Below are 18,287 nucleotides of genomic sequence, written 5' to 3' on the forward strand. Positions count from 1 at the left end.
AAATTTTTGTAAAAATAAGCATAAAAATTTAAAAACCAATATTGCTTTTTCTTTATATAAAACCTGCTGGATTTCAGGCCACAACAGGTGAAAAGTTCTTTTTACCTACCCAAACCCAGAAAGTAATCATCAAACCAACCAGAGAAATTAAAGCAAAAGACCCTTTCAAGCCCACCAATTCAGCAATAAAGCCAATCAGAGGGGGGCCTAATAGAAAACCAAAAAAAGAAACCGTAGATACCATGGCCAAAGCTATTCCAGGGGAATAACTGGAAGTGTTTCCTGCCAGGCTGTAGGTAAGGGGCACTACGGCAGCTGTTCCAAATCCAACCATCAAAAAACCCGGAATGACAGCCCAAATAGAAGGAAGCAGAACAGCAAGCATCAATCCTGCAAAAACGGTCAGGCCTGAATACTGCAATACCTTTATCTTACCAAATCTATTGGCCAGTTTGTCGGCAGCAAACCTGCCTATGGCCATGGCTCCCATATAGGCTACATACCCTGTTGGAATTAAAGCAGATGGAGCTTTTACAACCTTGGCCATATAAACTCCGGACCAATCAAACATACAGCCTTCGCACATCATGCCACAAAAGCCCACCATGCCCAATTGGATAATCACTGATTCAGGTTTTCTCCATTGAAAACCTGCCCCTGAAGTTTCTTTGGTTTTGGCCTCAGAAACAATTCCCTTCTGAAAAATGCCTATCAAAAATGTTCCGGCAACCAGGATAAACAAGTAATGCTCCCCTGGAGAAAATTCAAAGTAAACCATGATGGCACCAATTCCAGCACCAAAAAAACCAGCTAAACTCCATAAACCATGAAAAGAACTCAGAATGTTTCGGCCATAATCTTTCTCTATCCCCAGCGCCTGGGTGTTTAAAGAAATATTCATCATATTACCCATTATCCCGAATACAAACACCATTAGGGCCAAAACCAAAGCTCCTGGTGAAAAGCCAATACCCAAAAGTGCCAATATATAGCAGGACATACCAATCAATACCACCGCTTTGCTTCCAAATCTAAATACCGCCCATGCAGCCAGTGGAAGTGCCAACAGAGAACCCAGTGGCATACCCAGGAGTACTGACCCCAACTGACCTTCACTAAGGCTGAACTGCTCCTGAAAATCAGGGATTCTGGATGCCCAGGAAGAAAAACACAACCCTGTAAGAAAAAAAAAGACTCCTGCGGAAAGTCTTCTGATTTTTAATTTTACCATACCATGCTGTACAAAGGACAAAGGTAGTGGAAAAACCAAAGCATTTTATTTCTTCTTTCAACTTTTGGCAAAGGGCTGCCAAACTTTATCCTGAGTAAACAGGTTGTTCTTTTAGAAACAATATTTTTGGTATGCTTTTGACTCTCCGCGATCAATATCAATGATTTTGTTTAGAAAGCTATTCAAGGCACATTCACTACTCCTCGAAATATGGAATTTGTAATTGCAGGAACCACTATCGCATTGGCAATATTGTTGATAAGGATAATTATTAAGCGGGTTTTTGATTGAATTTATGAAATAAGACTGGTGTAATCCATTTTTGCTTTGCTAATTTTGCACAGCAACAGGCATGATACCATGGACTTGTATTACCATCTGCTATGAATTCTAAAGAAGAAATCGTATCCATCACTTTTTATGAATACCCTAAAAGAAACCGCTGGTGGGCTTTTAATCAAATGCAATTGGCAATTGAGCCTTTAAAAAAAGCCAAAGGTGTGAAGTTTTTCAAACTCATGGGGACCGGTGGTGGTTTTGGATTTTCCCTAAAACCGGACTTGAAAACCTATGCCCTGTTAATGGTCTGGAACAGTCTGGAATTCGCCAAAAACTTTACTGATTCAGATACCTATCTACGCTTCAATCAACAATGCCGAAGCAATTTCACCTACTGGATGCAGTGCATCCAAAGCCACGGAACCTGGCATGGGCAGCATCCTTTTTCAGTCAATGAACAAAAAACAGATGGTCCTATCATGGTAATCACAAGGGCAAGGCTAAGATGGAATAAAATTTTACGTTTTTTGTCCCAGGTGCCAGAAAGTAGCAGAGCTGCGACCGAAGCTGAGGGGTTGATCTATACCAAAGGCATAGGAGAATGGCCAGCCATTGAGCAGGCGACCTTCAGCTATTGGCAAAGCCAGAAACACATGGAAACCTTCGCTTATCAATCCGGTCATAGGGAAATCATCCGTAAAGTAAAACAGGAAAAATGGTACAAGGAGGAGCTATTTGCACGCTTTGTTCCCATAACCTTAGACAAACAGGCGGCCGATAGTCCATCAAGATGACTCTTTCATTCCAAAAAACCAGATTGGCCCCTACCCCTAGCGGATACCTGCACATTGGCAATGTAGTGTCATTTCTGATTACCTCCAGCCTGGCCAGGCATCATGGTGCCAAGGTAATACTCAGGATCGACGACTTGGACCAAAAAAGAACCCGGACAAAATACATTCAGGATATCTTTGATACATTGGAATTTTTAGAAATTCCATACGATGAAGGACCCCGGTCTGTGACAGAGCTCCGTCAAGAATTCTCCCAAACGCACCGAATGGATCATTATGTAGGTATTCTTGAATATTTAAGGGAAAAAGATCTGGTTTTTGGCTGTGACTGTACCAGAAAGAAATTGCGGAAAAATCATCCCAAAGCCTGGTATACCGGCACCTGCCTGCAGCGGCATTTGTCCTTGGATGACAAGGATATTTCCTGGCGGCTGGATACCCTTCTTCAAGAACAACAGCAAATCAAAACCTATCCTGGTACAGTAAGACCCTGCATTTTGCCCCGGTCCATGAATTATTTTGTGGTCAGGAAAAAAGATGCTGACCCTGCCTACCAAATGACTTCTTTGGCAGATGATATCTATTTTGGTGTGGATTTGATCGTCAGGGGTGAGGATTTATGGTCCTCTTCCTGCGCACAAATTCAATTATCAGGGTACCTTCCTGAAGACCCCTTATCTCAGGTTACATTTTTTCACCACCCTTTGGTCAAAGAAGGTAAACAAAAACTCTCCAAATCCGATGGTGCCATGGCCATTACAACCATGCGTGAAAAAGGTATGCGCAAAGCGGATATCTATCGCCTTGCAGGCAGCCACCTGGGTCTGAATGGCCCCGTCAACACCCTTTCGGAATTTGAAGCTGCCTTCATGGAAAACCTGCAAGGATAACCTCTCAATCATCATAATCCGGAATAGCCAGCGACTTCCCTCCATTCAGGCCAGATTGGTGAGCAACAATCCCTGGTACGGTATAGGCAAGTGCCTCGTAAACATTTACCTCAGGCCACCTCTCCTCCAGAATTGACCTGATAAATTCATGTGTGATGAAAGTGTGAGAGCCATCGTGCCCGCTGTTGTGCCTCATTTTTTCAGGGAGCATTTCTGTTTTCCACCATTGGGGGAATTCATAGGCTTCCACCTTATTTTGAGTATGTTCAAATCCTGCATCATCTTTCCCCAGCTGATCTGCTGCTGTCACCATGGTGGCCTGGTTTCCATGACCGGAAGGCAGATAAAGGCTCATTTTCTCCCCCCTCCACTCTCCTCTTTCTGCATTTCTCAAAGCTCCTTTCCAATTTACCTCCACCCTGAAAGGATGGTTCCTGTTGGTTTGAAAAAAAGCCGTTTCATTCCAGAACGGATTTTGATAAGGGTTGTCCTTTAAAAGTCCCTCGCCATTGCCCCAACCCACACAACTTACCTGTTTCAACCTTTCACCTGTCACACTGATCAAAAATGCCGTACAATGGGTTGGGTAATGCATGGGAGGCAAGCCATGTCTCCAGGTAGGCGCTCCGTTTTCAAACCAAAGCACCTCCAGCCCCGGGTGGTTGTATTCTGCTGCAGCACTAAAAATTTCACCAAACCGCCCTTCTTCATAGAATTTTTTGGCAGAAATGGTTCCCTGCATGTAGGTGGTGGTCTCTGCCATCATATATGTTTTACCAGATGCTAAAACCGCCTCCTTCACCTGACCGCATTCCTCCAAATTCATGGCAAGAGGTACGGCACAAAGTACATGTTTACCCGCTTTGAGGCTGGCAATGGTATGTGCGGCATGATCCGGGGCAGGAGTTGCCAGAAAAACAGCATCAATCTTAGGATCTTCCAAAAGCATTTCCAGAGAGGGGTAACTTTTCGAACAGCCATAGGTTTCCATCAAATGATTCCTGCGGTCCTTTCTCAAATCACTGACTGCTTCCACGATACAATCCGGATGTTCATGGAATTGAAAAGTAGCCCCAAACCTACCTCCTACGATACCTATTCTTACTTTTTTATCAGATTCCGAAGGTATACTCCAGGAGGGGAATGCTCCCAAACCCAGAGCTCCTGCCAACAATCCACTTTTAGTAATAAAATTTCTTCTGCTCAATTTCATGTGTTTATAATTGTTTCTTAATGGTCACATGGAATCTTTGACGATTAAAATAATCATTGCCCTGTGTGTTTAATGATGATTTTAATCGTGTCGATTTCATATGATTATAATTTGTTTCTTAATGGGCACATGGAATCTCGCATGCTTAATAATCATCTCAGGGTGTGCCGTTCTCGTCATGCTCGATTTCATGGTCATCAATTTTTTAGATTTGTAAATGAAGATAAAAAAAGATCCTGAATAATTACTCCATTTTGGTATTGGGGTACTATCTGGATTTTACAGTGGGTGAAGAAAACACAATATTGCCAAATAAAAAACAGTTATAACTGTCAAAAAAACAATTAAAATAGTTGGTTTAATCGCGTAAATTTCCGTTTATTTATCCCTGATTTCTTTGCATAATTAACAATAACTTCTACCCATCATGCCACATTTATTTTGCCGTATGCCATTATGGTTTTCAATGCTGTTTTTGGTCATAGGCGTATCCTGTAGTCCGGATACTGAAGATGCTTCTGAACATCCTTTTGATCAATTGACGGAGGAAGAAAAAAGATTGCCAGAAAATGCATTGTTAGGCATAAAGGTCAACGAAAAAGTTCATGTCAACCTTTTTGCATCAGAACCCATGCTCACCAATCCTACCAATATTGACATTGATCACAAGGGTAGGGTTTGGGTTTGCGAAGCCTACAATTACCGGCCAGCCATCACCGGCAATGAGACCCGGGAAGTAGGGGATCGGATTTTGATATTGGAGGATACAAATGGGGATGGATCTGCCGATAAAAGTACCGTCTTTTACCAGGATCCCGAACTCAATTCACCTTTGGGCATTTGGGTAATGGGAAATCAGGCGATTGTTTCCCAAAGCCCGTACGTTTGGCTGTTAACAGACACTGATGGGGATGATCAGGCGGACAAAAAAGAAGTGATTTTTAAGGGCATAGGAGGAGAACAGCACGATCACGGCATGCATGCCTTTGTATTCGGGCCGGATGGTAAATTTTACTTTAATTTCGGCAATTCCGGTGGCTCGATTGAGGATCGCAACGGAGAGGTATTGAAGGATACCAATGGCAAACCCATACTTCCCGAGCATTACAAGGAAGGCCTGGTATTCAGGTGTAACCCTGATTTTTCTGAGATTGAAGTTTTGGGACAGAATTTCCGCAACAATTATGAAGTGGCTGTAGATTCATACGGTACCATGTGGCAATCCGACAATGATGATGATGGCAACAAGGGTGTACGTATCAATTATGTGATGGAGTATGGAAATTTTGGTTACAAGGATGAAATGACCGGAGCGGGATGGAGAGCCAACAGGACCAATAAGGAAAAAGAAATCCCCCAGCAACACTGGCACCTGAATGATCCGGGGGTAATCCCCAACCTTCTGCAAACGGGAGCAGGTTCCCCTACTGGAATGGTGGTGTACGAAGGCAGAGCTTTACCGGAGATTTTTTGGGACCAGATGATCCATACTGATGCCGGGCCAAATGTGGTTCGTGCTTATCCGGTAGAAAAAGACGGTGCAGGCTACAAGGCTTCCATTGTAAACATCATGGAAGGAGACAAAGACCAGTGGTTCAGACCATCTGATGTTTGTGTGGCGCCAGATGGTTCTTTAATGGTTTCCGACTGGTATGATCCGGGAGTTGGCGGTCACCAGGCAGGAGATCTGAACCGGGGTAGAATATTCAGAATTACCAGTTCGTCCTCCGCTCCTGAGCAACCTGAAATCTTATTCAATACGCTCGACGGAAGTATGGAGGCACTATTGAATCCAAACCTCTCCACCAGGTACCAGGCATGGAAAAACATAAAAGCCATGGGTAAAGATGCTGCCCCAGCTCTGGAAAGGATTTTTAAAGAAAATCCCAACCCCCGGTACCAGGCCCGGGCTTTTTGGGCCCTTGCCAAAATAGGTCATGATAGTGAAAAATACATTCAAGCCGCCATCAGTCATGAAAATCCGGATTTGCGGATAGCCGGATTGAGGGCTGCCCGGCAGGAAAAACTGGATCTGGCTCCATATCTCAAACAATTGGTCCGGGACACTGATCCACAGGTAAGGAGAGAAGCCGCCATCGCACTGAGAAATTTGCGCATTCCGGAAGCTCCGGAACTGTGGGCCACCCTAGCTGCCCAACATGATGGGGAGGACCGTTGGTACCTGGAAGCTCTGGGTATTGGAGCGGAAGGGCAGTGGGATAGTTTTTACAATGCCTGGCTGGAAAAAACCGGCGATGAGCTGATGAGCAGTAAAAAGCAGCAGGACATCATCTGGAGATCCAGGACTGGTAATGCCGTGGGCCACCTGGCAGCACTTGCCTCCGATCAGGGCCAGCCTTTGGAGGATCGTTTGCGGTATTTCAGGGCTTTTGACTTTAATCCGGACAGGGAAGGAAAATCTGCGGCCCTGGTAAAAATGCTTGAAGAGCAGTCTTTGCGCCAGGCGAATCAGGAAGAAAGTAACCGTATCAATAAACTGGTGCTTACCCACCTGGATCCGGCTTATTTGAATCGTTCGGAAATTGCACAGAGCGCCTTGAGAAACGCGCTAAAGGAAAGCGAAGGTACCGAAGCTTATCTGGAATTGGTACAAAAGTTTGAGGTGAAGTCAGAAAACCAAAGGTTACTGGAAATGGCCTTAGTGGAAAGTGACAACAATTTGGGTAAGACAGCCGCAACCTTGCTCCTACGCTTTGATGGAATTGAAATGGTCCGGAAAGTGCTTTACAGCGGAGCAGAAGAAAGGGTTTATCCCATGCTTTCTGTGCTAAGGGGAATAGGGACACAGGAATCTTTGCAAATCCTTGAAAACATGGCCTTTGATAGCTCATTGCCACTGAATACCCGGAAAGAAGCTACTTCAGCAATCGGGGGAAGTTATGGTGGCGAAGAGAAAATTTTGGAATTATTAAAGTCTGAACGACTTCCCGAAAATCTAATTCCTGCTGCAGTAACCGGTGTAAGTCGTGCCTGGAGAAAAAGTGTACGTGCAGAGGCAGCCAGTTATCTGGATAGTACTTCCGGTGAAGACAATCCCTTACCGCCAATGAACGAACTACTGGCCATGGAGGGCAGCGTAGAGAAAGGCCTGCTGGTATTTAAAACCAATTGTGCTGTTTGCCACCAGGTAGGTGATATGGGGATGGACTTCGGCCCGAAACTCACAGAAATAGGCAGCAAGCTTTCGAAAGAGGCCCAGTTCATTTCTATCCTTCACCCTGATGCAGGCATTAGCTTCGGCTATGAGGGCCATGTCCTCCAAATGAAAGATGGCAGTACCCTGGGAGGAATTATTGCCAGCCAAACCGAAACCGATATTGAATTAAAAATGCCTGGTGGAAGTTCTGTTCCCATTAAAACTGCAGATATGAAGACTATGGAGCAAATGGAGAATTCCATGATGCCCTCCGGACTGGAAAAAGCGATGAGTACCCAGGAATTGGTGGATCTGGTAGCTTACCTGATGTCATTAAAGAAAGAATCTTAATAAACTTATTATTTCATGAAATCCAGCATGACGGGAACCCACACAGAGGGATGATTATAAAACACCTTCCTGTCGGCAGGCAGGTGATCTTAAAAAAACAAAATATTAACACATGAAAAATCTCAAAAATAACCAAAGAAGAAACGTATTGAAGAAAATAGCGGGTACTGGCCTGGCAGGCATGCTGGTACCGGGTTTATCCAACCGGCTATTGGCAGCGGAAGCCCAACTGCCGGAAAACTTAAAAGGCAATGTTAACCACTCTGTATGCAGGTGGTGCTACAATGATATTGCCTTTGAGGACTTGTGCAAGGGTGCTGTAGAAATTGGACTGAAGTCTATAGAGTTGGCCGGACCGGAAGAATGGCCCACTCTCAAAAAATACGGGCTTGACTGCGCCATGCCCTGGGGAGCAGGATTAGGGATTGAAAGGGGCTGGAACAATCCTGAGTTGCATGAGGAATTGATCAAAAGTTATGAAGAGGTAATCCCCAAAGTAGCTGCCGCAGGGTACAAGCAAATCATCTGCTTTTCGGGTAACAGAAATGGGCTGGATGACACAAAAGGAATAGAAAATTGTGCCATGGGGCTGAAAAAAGTCATGCCCACTGCAGAAAAACATGGGGTCATCATGTGTATGGAATTGCTAAACAGCAAGGTAAATCACAAGGATTACCAGGCAGATCATACGGCATGGGGAGTTGAAGTATGTAAAGCGGTAGGCTCGGAAAACATTAAATTGCTTTACGATATCTACCACATGCAGATCATGGAAGGAGATGTCATTGCCACCATCAAGGAATACCATCCCTACATTTCTCATTACCACACAGGAGGAGTTCCTGGCAGAAATGAAATCGATGAAACCCAGGAATTATACTATCCCGCCATCATGAAAGCCATTCTGGATACAGGATACCAGGGATATGTGGGGCAGGAATTTATACCCAAACGGGCAGACAAACTGGCTTCGCTAAAACAAGGAGTGGAGATTTGTGATGTTTGAAAAAATATGCTGAAGGTAAAAGGCCGCTCCTTCTCAGGTAGCGGCCTTTATGGTTTTAATTAAGAAGATACCTGATCAATTTCTCAGGGGTATCAATTCATGTTGATTTTATTGTCAGAAAACACATTTTGAGAAATTTCTGGTTTTCTTCTGGCAAGACGTTTCTTTCTTCTGACCAGGCTTTTTTCTGACAAGCTGGGCGCTTTTTTACAGTTGCTTTTGATATTTTTAAGGGTTCTTTTGTCCATCCATAGGCCCAGAGAAACAGCCACCAGGGTCAAAACCGGAAAGAGGATGTGGTCATTTAAAGCATAACCAAAAAAGACCAACCCAATAAAACAAAGCTTAACCGTCCCCAGTGTAAGGGCCACCTGATCGTGCTTGAGTCCCATCCGAAGCAAAAAATGATGGACATGGCTTTTGTCTGGTTTAAGCGGGGATTTACCCTTCATACTTCGTTTGATAAAAATCCTGACCGTATCATAAATCGGAACGATCAAAAATGCCATCCCTGCTGAAAAGGGAGCATTTACTTTTAATCCCTCCCAGGGGGCCATGGTCCCGGACTTATCAACAAATAGGATCACCAATACCACCAGGGCAAAACCCAGACTCAGTGATCCTGTATCGCCCATAAATATCTTTGCAGGATGCCAGTTAAATACCAAAAATGCAAGTATTCCTCCAACAAGGGTAAAGGATATGAGACTATAGGAGGTCATTCCGAGACTATAAAACCAGAAACCCAGAATTGTAAGTGTGACCATGCTAAGCGATCCGGCAAGGCCGTCTGCCCCATCTATCAGGTTAAAGGAGTTGGTCAACACCAAAATCGCAAAAAAGGTGATCAAAACGCTTATTAAATAGGGGATTTCATAAATTCCCATAAATCCATACAAACCGGATATCCGGATATCTGCCATGACAATTACGAAAAAAGCCGGTATAGACTGCCCGATTAATTTCTGTGTGGCGGTCAATTCAATGAGATCATCCCTAAGGCCTACTGAAAACATGATTCCCAGGGCAACCAAAAAATACCTGGTTTCTACGATTTGATCGAAACTTAGCCATGCAAATAAACCCATAAAGGCAGCAAAAACGATTGCAATGCCGCCCATTGACGGGATGCTGCCCGCATGTATTTTACGTCCTCCGGGGGCTTCCATGAAGTTGATCTTTTTAAGTACCATGATCAATACAGGAGTCATTAAAAAACCAAAGAAAAAAGATGTAGCTGTTGATAGAAAAATATTCATGGCATGAAAGTTTTCACAAAAGTAAACATAATGAATTTACAATTTTAGTTTTTTTCCTTGAAATTTCATGAAAACCCCAACTTACTTACACATTATAGTAGCTTCTGTACCAATCTATAAACTTTTGAATACCGAATGTCACTGATGTTGCAGGCTTGTATCCCAGCTCATTTTCCAAAGGTTTGGTATCGGCGAAAGTAGCCGGCACATCTCCTGGTTGTATGGGTAACATGTCTTTTTTGGCTTCTTTCCCAAGTGCAACTTCTATGGCTTTGATAAAGTCCATCAAACGAACAGGGTTTGAATTTCCTATGTTATAAACCGTATAGGGAGCCTTTGATTGACTGGCATCCCCGGTAGCTGGATCCCAATCCGGATTTTCCTTGGGAGGATGATCCACTACCCGGATCACACCTTCCACGATGTCATCCACATAGGTGAAATCCCTTTGCATCTCCCCGTAATTGAATACTTTAATGGGTTGGTTTTCCAATATAGCTTTTGTAAACAGAAATAGTGCCATATCTGGTCTTCCCCAGGGTCCGTACACCGTAAAAAATCTCAAACCGGTAGTAGGCAGGCCAAAAAGATGGCTGTAGGTATGGGCCATCAATTCATTTGACTTCTTGGAAGCGGCATACAAAGAAACCGGATGGTCCACATTCTGGCTGGTGGAAAAAGGCATTTGGGTATTGGTACCATATACCGAGCTGGATGAGGCATATGCCAAATGTTTGATCTCAAAATGGCGGCAAGCCTCCAGAATATTCAGAAAACCTACAATATTGGCTTGAATATAAGCATCCGGATTGGTCAGGGAATACCGCACTCCTGCCTGAGCCGCCAAATTCACCACTTTGTCTATTTTTTGTTCCTTAAAAAGACCGAATAGTCCTTCCTTATCCTCCAATTTCAGTTGAATAAACTGGTAATGGGGGTGTTTGGAGCTTTTTACGATTTTACCATAATCGATCCTGTCTGGATCAATACCCGTTAATTTCAGGCGGTCATGCTTTAGCTGCACCTCATAATAATCATTGATACTGTCTACCCCAATGACTTCATCGCCTCTTTCCAAAAGCTTTTGTGCCAGGTGCATACCTATAAAACCTGCTGTACCAGTTACCAGAATTTTCATCTTTATTTAATTTATTGAATTAGTATTAGCAAACACTTAAACTAACTAATTATTCTTGTAATCCCATAAGTAAATCAAATGGAGATTACCATGAAAAGAAAACAAATGCTTTCCCGCGGGAAAATCAGGGCTGCTTTTTCTTCCACTTTGCCATTGATAATTTTTGCCATTCACCAGTTTGAACTTCGAACCTACCAATAAATTGTCCCATCTTTTATTAAAAATAAGCCCTGCACTAAGATCTATCCAGGGCTGTATTTCATTTTGTTGTCCAAATGCCCGGTAGTAAAAGTCCTGGTGGTTGGCGATCCGCTCCACTATTATCCCCAACTTGTCGAATTCTTCAACAACCGAAAATTCAAGGGTTTGACTGTTGCTGCCAGTACCTATACCCGTGCCCAAAGATTGGCCTCTATTTACAAATCCTCTTACCTGGTAATGGGTGGCCCAAGATGTTCTACCTCCTAAACCTTCATATCGGATATATCGATTAACGGATTCCTGATGTTGGGTTATTTCCCCTCTAATTTGAAAGAATTTATTTCCTTTGGCTAATGAAAAAAGCTTTTGAAATCCCATCAAATATGCCCTTGCATGTTCAGGGTTCATCAGAGCCTCCCTCCAATCATAAGAGTGGTCCCTTCTCCCATATTCGGCATAAATCTCAGCATTGGAAGCTTTATTTACCAGTCGAAAAAATATTACAGCTTGCTGATCCCTTGCTTCATTATCAAAGGTAAGCGTATTTCCGTCTTCAAAGAAATTCTTTTTTTGGAATGGGTCAAAAATAGGCAAAAAATCCCTGAATGTATCTCCTCTGTTTTCATTATATTGTTGAAAAGTCCTTAAAAAGCCCAGGAAAAAACCAGGAACCCACTTTGGATGATAGCTTACCATTAAGCCGTTCAAATACCTCCAATCCCCTTCAAAAGGGAGAAAATACCTGTCATTCAATTGAGGGATTTGTGAAGCTACTCTACCAGAATTTTCTAACCTGCCCACCAATACCTGCCCTTCAAAATTACCAATAGCAGTTTTTGCCGGCTTGGTGGTATTTAGTGTCAAATGAGGAAAACTTTCTGCATTATTTGAAAAAGTGAGTGAGCTCCATTGCCCAGGACCCCACCAAACAGAACGTGAGGATACGCCGATTTCAAATGCTCCAAAGCTTGCTGTGAAACTTGATTGGCCCCACCAAAATCTGTTATACCCTCCATTTGAAAAATTTTCCGGGGTATCATCATTGTTCCAATAGTGAAATCGGGCCTTTTGTACGGCTGGTGAAAAACTTTCAGGAAATCCTTTAAAAGGTTTATCCTGAGAAAAAACAAATTCTGGTTGTAGCTGGAAGTTTAAAAATCCCAATCTGGCAAAAATACCCCCACTCAGGTATTGCTGAAATCCCCGCCCAGGAGGGATACCAAAATCTCCCCAACCATAGGGTCTCTGCCCGTTAAGGATCTGATTACTGACTAATGGAAGGACGGAAAAAATAAAATGGCTTTTTTTTGATTTGGGCTTTTTCTTTGGTCCAATTTCATTTGCAATCTGTGGACGAATGGAAAGAACTTCTGTTTCCGCCGTTTTTTCGGAATGGATTACTTGCTGCCTTCTGGAAAACTCCTCTAAAATTGGAGTGCCCGGTGCCAATACCTGTGAAAAAGCATTTATTTGAAAAAGGAGAAAAATGAAGGTAAAAAACCACCATTTTCTATAATTGATCACCAACATACTACCGCAAAAAATATCTATTAAAATAAAAAAGGAGCAACTTAATTCCCGCTGAGGCTAAATCTGAGGATTTCCTCTGTTTTATCAAAATCATGTTTTTCAAAGGGCAACAAATCAATTCCTTTAATTTGTTGCAGGGCATTGAAAAGTTCATCAAAATCAATCACCGTCAAGGCATACCCATTATTTCCCATAAAGGCTGCGATATCCAATTGGTGGTTATCTGTTCTTTCGGTATTGGGTACAATGATGATCCTCTTCCTCAATTCTAAAAGTTTGTAAATGGTCCCTGCCCCGGCATGACAAATTATCACATCACTACTTTTGTAGTATTGATCTATTTTTTTGGAAAATGAGAAAAATGTATGGTTTACTGGCTTATATGCGCCATCAGCAATCTGGAAAGTAAAAGCCATATCCGAAGGTAAAACCAGCTCATCGAGGTACTTTATCAAAGAGTCAAATCTGGTTGTACCCACTGTTACCAATATCTTCATAATAAACCCGAGTAAATTGCTTTTGGATAAAACTTTTCCAGGGATTTGTTTTGAATATAAAACCTGTCCGCCAAGCGATACATGACTTTTCCGGCATAGGATTGGGTTTCAAACCTGGACCAGGTCTCAATAAAAATAATTTTGGATTTTAGCATCTTAAATAGCATGGAAAACGGAATAGCCAGTCCCGGTCCTGTAGAAATTACTGAAACTACCTGATAATTCTTTTTAATACGAAAAAAGCATTGGATAAAATTGAAATATTTCTGTGGGATTTTAAAAAAATTGGCTGCAGAAAAATATTTATTTCTGAATGGGGGCTGCTCAAAATTTTCAAGGACAAGATGATGCTCAATGGATGCACCACTTTCTGTGATGGAGATAAAATCAATTTTTAACTCCGCATGGTGCCGATCCATTTTATTCAGTAGCCTTTCCATTTGGGCTTTGTGCCCACCCGAACCATAAATTAAAAGAATCACCTTAGGCTTCATTACTTTCCGAGCAGTTTATAATAAAATCGATGCCTGAAATATTTAATTGCCAATGGATCATCAATTCGTCCCACCTTTTGTTTAGATGCCTCCTTATACCCATTGATGTACTGCCTGGCATCCGCTTTTTTTCCTTTGAGAAACATTCTTGCAGCTCCTGCCCACACATACAGGTAAGGAACGTGTCGCATGTAAGCAGACTTGCCATAGTACTCATAACCAAATTTGGCACCTCTTTGCCTCAACCGAACTTCCAAATCAGGAAATGACCGTACTTTCCAATCCATCATGATGGCTTTGGCAGCAGATACCGCATCCTGAGATACAGAAATCTTATATCCTGTCTCATCCAAACATTTTCGCCTCCAAACCCTGAATCCACTAGGTGCAAAACTCCTGTTTACATAACTGGTAATGATTTCGCTTCCATAATCTTCCAATTGCCGTGCGGCAGAAGCTATACCTAATTTGGAATCCTTCCTAAAATTTTCCAGAAGGCTTCTGTAATAGTCCTTTTCCGGAACCACATCACTGTCCAAAATACCTATGAAATTATAATCAGCCTTATTTTTCTTTTCAAGGTCAAAAATTTGTTCCAAACCAAACTTGATGATTCTGCTGTACTTTGGGCCAAGGGCATAGCCTTTTTCTTCATCTTCATAGTCCACTCGCAGCACAATGGTATTTTTAAAGGCTGAAGCATGGTTGTCCAGTTCCTTTTCAAATATCTGAACGGTATCATCTGTACTTCCATCGTTGATAAAAATCCATAAATCAGGTTTACAGGTTTGGCTAGCCATTCCTTGAATTAAATTCTGGATATTCTTAGCCTCATTTTTCGCCGGTGTAACTATCGCAAGCTTGTTGCCCATTTAAACGTCTGTTTTTTTTAATTTCTCCTCCTTGTGTTTGATGGCTATTATTGCCAGCAACAACCACCAAAGTGTATTCAATACAACGATATTCCCAACAATCATTCCTAAAAATATAGCTGCAAGTGCTGCATAGATGGCAAAGTAGGTGTTGGAATTGTGTTTTATGGAGGCCTTTCTCATTCTGGACAAGGCATAATACAGGGCAAATAAAAACATGATCAGTCCAAATAGGCCAAATTCAAGTAATACCCTTATATAATCATTGTGGGGCTCTCTTATACTGCTTTCTAAAAAATAAGGACTTGCAAGGGATGCAAATTCCAGACCCATACCTGTATACAGGCCATCCTTTGCTACCAGCTCATCGTACATCAACTTCCAGGTCACAATTCTCCACACAAGAGAGCTGCCCCCCCCTGCCTGGTTTTCCGCAAGTCTTTCGGTAATAGATGTAACATCAGTCAGTTCCCTGATCCTGTTTTGCATCAAGAATGCAGCTCCGGCTAAAAAAAAAGGGAAAACAAAAATGGCGAGAATTTTCTGCCATCGTCGGGCATAGCGGAGCATAAATAAAAACAACACCAATAATAAACTGATAACTCCACCCATTCCCCCAAGAAATGCGGAAAAAAGAAAAACGAGAAAAGAAAAGAAATAAAGCCGGTAAACAATAAGTAAAATAGCAAAATAAGGCACTAAAAAATAACTGAAATGATTTGAATTGATAAAAGTTCCGCTGGGCCTTTCCATTCCCAAAAATATAAACTGAAAAACTGCCAGAATGCTTTCCAGCAGAACGACCAGGGTATATAACATGAAAATTTGTCTGAAAGACACTTTGCTGTAATAGGCCAAGATAAAAACCGCAAAATAAGAAAAATAGCGAACTACTCCTCTGATACTAAAAAAGGGTTGGTTATGAAGATATACAGCATTAAAAAAGGCGTATCCAATCAACAGGAAAAAAAAACCTGTGTAAAATAGTAAGTATTTTGGTATACGCAATTTGAACAACAATAAAAGGAAAAACCCTCCCAAAAGGGCCAGCCCTACTGCCGCACCTAGTCCTGATCTGTCCACGAGTATCCTGAAAAACAGGAGTACCACCAGCAAAACAGAAAAGAAATCCCATTGGAGAACTTCCTTTAAACGAATGCTATTGGGTAAAGAGAAATTCAATTTATCAATTATATTTACCTCTACTGAGAAACCGGTAAGCCTTTGCTGTCAACTCCGGAGGGAAAATCGAAACAAATGTGATAACTCTACCCTTAAAATTAAGGTGTCTCCATTTGGTCTTTCCCCATAGGGATCCGGGTTTTTGCCCCACTCTTAGGGTTTGAAGCCACCTGCTCACTACCCTGGCATTTAAAAATTGAAATAACAGGGATTTAATAACAGGGCTCTTTGTTTCATTAGCCAGCATTTTAACCGTATCTGCTTCACAACCCAACTCAAAAACCTGGGTTTTGGTGACCATATTTACAGAATCCCTATGATAAATCACCGTTTTCTGGGGAGACCAGAGGGCCAATTTTCCCCAATAAATCGCCCTTAACCAGGTATCCACATCTCCGCCGCGCTTGCACCTTCCTTCAGGAAAACCTGAAACAGATTGTAGCAAAGACTTGCGGATACCCAATGCCCCCGTCCAGAAAGGTGGAAAGCCATCCCTGCTGTTCACTAAAAAAGATTTCAGGTCAATTTCGTGCACACCTTTGGTTTGGTGCTTTCTATGATATGCACTGTCAAAAGATTTACTGCTGTCTTTTCCATCAAAAACATCTGTCCACGAGGTAGATACGATTGATATATCAGGCTTATTCTTAATGAGACTTAAGAAAGTGGTTAAATGATCAGGCTTCCACGCATCATCAGCATCCAGAAAAGCTATCCACTCATATGTGGCTTCAGCTATCCCTAGATTCCTTGCAGCATATCCTCCTGGCCCCGGAGTGTTCCTTTGGAATACTTTTATGCGATCATCCTCAAAAGAAAGTGCTTTTTCATAGCTCCCATCGGTGGAACCATCGTCGACGAGTATCAATTCAAAATCTACAAAATCCTGGGAAACGACAGAATCAACTGACCTTTGCAGGTGCGGAAACTTGTTATAAATGGGAATAATAACACTAAACATTTGAAAAATGAAATTTAAGTATTTGAAATACTAGCAATCCAAAAAAAGAAAGGATTGCAAGAACAAATCCCGAAACAAGAAAAACCATGCCTAATAAAACATATTTTGGTTCACTATTAGAAGTTGGTATTTGTGGTCTTTGAAAAACATTTAGCAGCGGGGTCGCCTCTTGCACCTTTATCCTGGCTTGTTCCAATTGCTGCGCAAGAGAATTATATACACTAAATTCAAGATTAAAATCAGACTGCAACCTGTCTTCTTCGGTTTTTACCAGTTGTGAATTGATACCTCTATTACTGTCTCTGAATCTGGCAAGTGCTTTCTGTGTGCTTTCTACCCTGCTTTTAGCCTCATTTGTTCGCTTTTGAATAAATTCAAAATTTTGAATTTCCTTTTCTAGAATCAAGTCCGTCAGGTAACTTTTCAACTTTCTAATTAAAATTCCATTAAGTTGAGCGCTGCCTACCGGATTTTGCATTTTTGTCTGTATCAGGAGTAGTCTATCCTCTTTTTCAATCTGAATTCTACTCCTTAATTGAACAATTGCCTTCCTTTCTTCAGAATTTAAAGATAAAATATCCTGATCTTCAGAAGAAATTATAGGTTGAGGTTTATTATTTTTATCCTTAGCAGAAGTGGACGAAAGTTGGGTACTAATTAAGGCCGGAAGCCTAAATAGATGATAATAGAAGTCGTGTTTTTCATATTCATTAACAAATTGAATTAGCGTAACACTATCACGCTCCTCTGGTATTTCAATTTTCTCATAAATTAGTTCTTTAAGAAAATCACTCTCCATTACCAATTCAGGAATGAGCTCAGCCGGGATAGACTCAGAACCTTGATTCCCCAGTCCCAGATTTCCTAAACCCGAAATACCGGCAAGCCCTCCAAGGGATTTTCCACTAAAACCTTGCTGTTGTTCCAGCAGAAGTTTAGATTTCGCTACATATTCATCAGGCGAAGATATAATAAAAATAAGACCCAATAAAAAAACAACAATCGTAACTAAAAAGATCCAAATCTTAAAGTTCAAAATTGTTTTAACAAGCTCTTTAATATTTATTTCTTCATTTTGAAAAGAATCGGAAATAAATTTGTCTAACACTTGCAATTTAGTACCCATATTTTTTTTAAGAATTAAATTTCTATACTGGTATTATAATTAAAAAGTATCAAAAAAATGATAAAATAATTTCTATATAGAATAAAATCACTTTAAGAAAGATATT

15 protein-coding genes are annotated in these 18,287 nt (G+C 41.7%); 4 read left to right on the forward strand and 11 right to left on the reverse strand.

Annotated elements, in window-relative coordinates; all coding sequences use genetic code 11:
- Nucleotides 1-73 precede the first annotated feature (73 nt).
- A complete protein-coding gene (locus HUJ21_RS04790) occupies nucleotides 74-1,231 on the reverse strand; it encodes an MFS transporter (RefSeq protein WP_291367812.1) in 1,158 nt (385 codons plus the stop codon).
- A 383-nt stretch (nucleotides 1,232-1,614) separates the two neighbouring features.
- Here HUJ21_RS04790 and HUJ21_RS04795 point away from each other — a divergent pair, with 383 nt between their 5' ends.
- Both HUJ21_RS04795 and HUJ21_RS04800 read left to right on the forward strand, forming a co-directional pair.
- Nucleotides 1,615-2,304 carry a spheroidene monooxygenase gene (locus HUJ21_RS04795; RefSeq protein ID WP_291367814.1) on the forward strand — a complete coding sequence of 230 codons (690 nt, stop codon included), beginning with the start codon at nucleotides 1,615-1,617 and terminating at the stop codon, nucleotides 2,302-2,304.
- A complete protein-coding gene (locus tag HUJ21_RS04800) occupies nucleotides 2,301-3,194 on the forward strand; it encodes a glutamate--tRNA ligase family protein (RefSeq protein WP_291367816.1) in 894 nt (297 codons plus the stop codon). Before HUJ21_RS04795 ends, HUJ21_RS04800 begins: the two co-directional genes overlap by 4 nt.
- A gap of 4 nt (nucleotides 3,195-3,198) precedes the next feature.
- Here HUJ21_RS04800 and HUJ21_RS04805 read toward each other — a convergent pair whose 3' ends face one another.
- Nucleotides 3,199-4,407 (reverse strand): Gfo/Idh/MocA family oxidoreductase, encoded by a 1,209-nt coding sequence (locus HUJ21_RS04805; RefSeq protein WP_291367818.1) that lies wholly within the window; start codon nucleotides 4,405-4,407, stop codon nucleotides 3,199-3,201.
- Nucleotides 4,408-4,834: 427 nt separating this feature from the next.
- Here HUJ21_RS04805 and HUJ21_RS04810 point away from each other — a divergent pair, with 427 nt between their 5' ends.
- Together HUJ21_RS04810 and HUJ21_RS04815 are read left to right on the forward strand one after the other, a co-directional pair.
- Nucleotides 4,835-7,915 (forward strand): PVC-type heme-binding CxxCH protein, encoded by a 3,081-nt coding sequence (locus HUJ21_RS04810; protein ID WP_291367819.1) that lies wholly within the window; start codon nucleotides 4,835-4,837, stop codon nucleotides 7,913-7,915.
- Between the two features lie 112 nt (nucleotides 7,916-8,027).
- Nucleotides 8,028-8,921 carry a TIM barrel protein gene (locus HUJ21_RS04815; RefSeq protein ID WP_291367820.1) on the forward strand — a complete coding sequence of 298 codons (894 nt, stop codon included), beginning with the start codon at nucleotides 8,028-8,030 and terminating at the stop codon, nucleotides 8,919-8,921.
- 92 nt (nucleotides 8,922-9,013) lie between these two features.
- Here HUJ21_RS04815 and HUJ21_RS04820 read toward each other — a convergent pair whose 3' ends face one another.
- The 9 genes from HUJ21_RS04820 to HUJ21_RS04860 all read right to left on the reverse strand — a co-directional run bounded on the left by HUJ21_RS04820 (nucleotide 9,014) and on the right by HUJ21_RS04860 (nucleotide 18,181).
- Nucleotides 9,014-10,180 (reverse strand): MraY family glycosyltransferase, encoded by a 1,167-nt coding sequence (locus HUJ21_RS04820; RefSeq protein WP_291367821.1) that lies wholly within the window; start codon nucleotides 10,178-10,180, stop codon nucleotides 9,014-9,016.
- Nucleotides 10,181-10,265: 85 nt separating this feature from the next.
- Complete coding sequence (locus HUJ21_RS04825; RefSeq protein WP_291367822.1) at nucleotides 10,266-11,318, reverse strand: NAD-dependent epimerase; 1,053 nt, start codon at nucleotides 11,316-11,318, stop codon at nucleotides 10,266-10,268.
- Nucleotides 11,319-11,363: 45 nt separating this feature from the next.
- Nucleotides 11,364-13,049: a capsule assembly Wzi family protein gene (locus tag HUJ21_RS04830; protein ID WP_291367823.1), complete on the reverse strand. Its 1,686-nt coding sequence runs from the start codon at nucleotides 13,047-13,049 to the stop codon at nucleotides 11,364-11,366.
- Nucleotides 13,050-13,090: 41 nt separating this feature from the next.
- Entirely contained in the window at nucleotides 13,091-13,546 is a 456-nt protein-coding gene (pssE, locus tag HUJ21_RS04835) for a PssE/Cps14G family polysaccharide biosynthesis glycosyltransferase (protein ID WP_291367824.1), read from the reverse strand.
- Nucleotides 13,543-14,040, reverse strand: coding sequence for a PssD/Cps14F family polysaccharide biosynthesis glycosyltransferase (gene pssD, locus HUJ21_RS04840; RefSeq protein WP_291367825.1), 498 nt, complete (start codon nucleotides 14,038-14,040; stop codon nucleotides 13,543-13,545). The genes pssE and pssD overlap by 4 nt, the downstream gene beginning before the upstream one ends.
- Nucleotides 14,040-14,912, reverse strand: coding sequence for a glycosyltransferase (locus HUJ21_RS04845; protein WP_291367826.1), 873 nt, complete (start codon nucleotides 14,910-14,912; stop codon nucleotides 14,040-14,042). The genes pssD and HUJ21_RS04845 overlap by 1 nt, the downstream gene beginning before the upstream one ends.
- Entirely contained in the window at nucleotides 14,913-16,094 is a 1,182-nt protein-coding gene (locus HUJ21_RS04850; RefSeq protein ID WP_291367827.1) for an O-antigen ligase family protein, read from the reverse strand.
- Between the two features lie 4 nt (nucleotides 16,095-16,098).
- Nucleotides 16,099-17,055, reverse strand: coding sequence for a glycosyltransferase family A protein (locus HUJ21_RS04855; RefSeq protein WP_291367828.1), 957 nt, complete (start codon nucleotides 17,053-17,055; stop codon nucleotides 16,099-16,101).
- Nucleotides 17,048-18,181, reverse strand: coding sequence for a Wzz/FepE/Etk N-terminal domain-containing protein (locus tag HUJ21_RS04860; protein ID WP_291367829.1), 1,134 nt, complete (start codon nucleotides 18,179-18,181; stop codon nucleotides 17,048-17,050). The genes HUJ21_RS04855 and HUJ21_RS04860 overlap by 8 nt, the downstream gene beginning before the upstream one ends.
- Nucleotides 18,182-18,287 lie beyond the last annotated feature (106 nt).

Origin of the sequence: Cyclobacterium sp., from assembly GCF_014762705.1 — a bacterium.
Classification (GTDB): Bacteria; Bacteroidota; Bacteroidia; order Cytophagales; family Cyclobacteriaceae; genus Cyclobacterium.

Excerpts from the sequence above, each read along its gene's own strand:
- HUJ21_RS04825 (WP_291367822.1), bottom strand. The coding sequence starts at position 11,318 with ATGAAAATTCTGGTAACTGGTACAGCAGGTTTTATAGGTATGCACCTG.
- pssE (WP_291367824.1), bottom strand. The coding sequence starts at position 13,546 with ATGAAGATATTGGTAACAGTGGGTACAACCAGATTTGACTCTTTGATA.
- HUJ21_RS04800 (WP_291367816.1), top strand. The coding sequence starts at position 2,301 with ATGACTCTTTCATTCCAAAAAACCAGATTGGCCCCTACCCCTAGCGGA.
- HUJ21_RS04860 (WP_291367829.1), bottom strand. The coding sequence starts at position 18,181 with ATGGGTACTAAATTGCAAGTGTTAGACAAATTTATTTCCGATTCTTTT.
- pssD (WP_291367825.1), bottom strand. The coding sequence starts at position 14,040 with ATGAAGCCTAAGGTGATTCTTTTAATTTATGGTTCGGGTGGGCACAAA.
- HUJ21_RS04830 (WP_291367823.1), bottom strand. The coding sequence starts at position 13,049 with ATGTTGGTGATCAATTATAGAAAATGGTGGTTTTTTACCTTCATTTTT.
- HUJ21_RS04820 (WP_291367821.1), bottom strand. The coding sequence starts at position 10,180 with ATGAATATTTTTCTATCAACAGCTACATCTTTTTTCTTTGGTTTTTTA.
- HUJ21_RS04855 (WP_291367828.1), bottom strand. The coding sequence starts at position 17,055 with ATGTTTAGTGTTATTATTCCCATTTATAACAAGTTTCCGCACCTGCAA.
- HUJ21_RS04845 (WP_291367826.1), bottom strand. The coding sequence starts at position 14,912 with ATGGGCAACAAGCTTGCGATAGTTACACCGGCGAAAAATGAGGCTAAG.
- HUJ21_RS04795 (WP_291367814.1), top strand. The coding sequence starts at position 1,615 with ATGAATTCTAAAGAAGAAATCGTATCCATCACTTTTTATGAATACCCT.
- HUJ21_RS04810 (WP_291367819.1), top strand. The coding sequence starts at position 4,835 with ATGCCACATTTATTTTGCCGTATGCCATTATGGTTTTCAATGCTGTTT.
- HUJ21_RS04805 (WP_291367818.1), bottom strand. The coding sequence starts at position 4,407 with ATGAAATTGAGCAGAAGAAATTTTATTACTAAAAGTGGATTGTTGGCA.
- HUJ21_RS04790 (WP_291367812.1), bottom strand. The coding sequence starts at position 1,231 with ATGGTAAAATTAAAAATCAGAAGACTTTCCGCAGGAGTCTTTTTTTTT.
- HUJ21_RS04815 (WP_291367820.1), top strand. The coding sequence starts at position 8,028 with ATGAAAAATCTCAAAAATAACCAAAGAAGAAACGTATTGAAGAAAATA.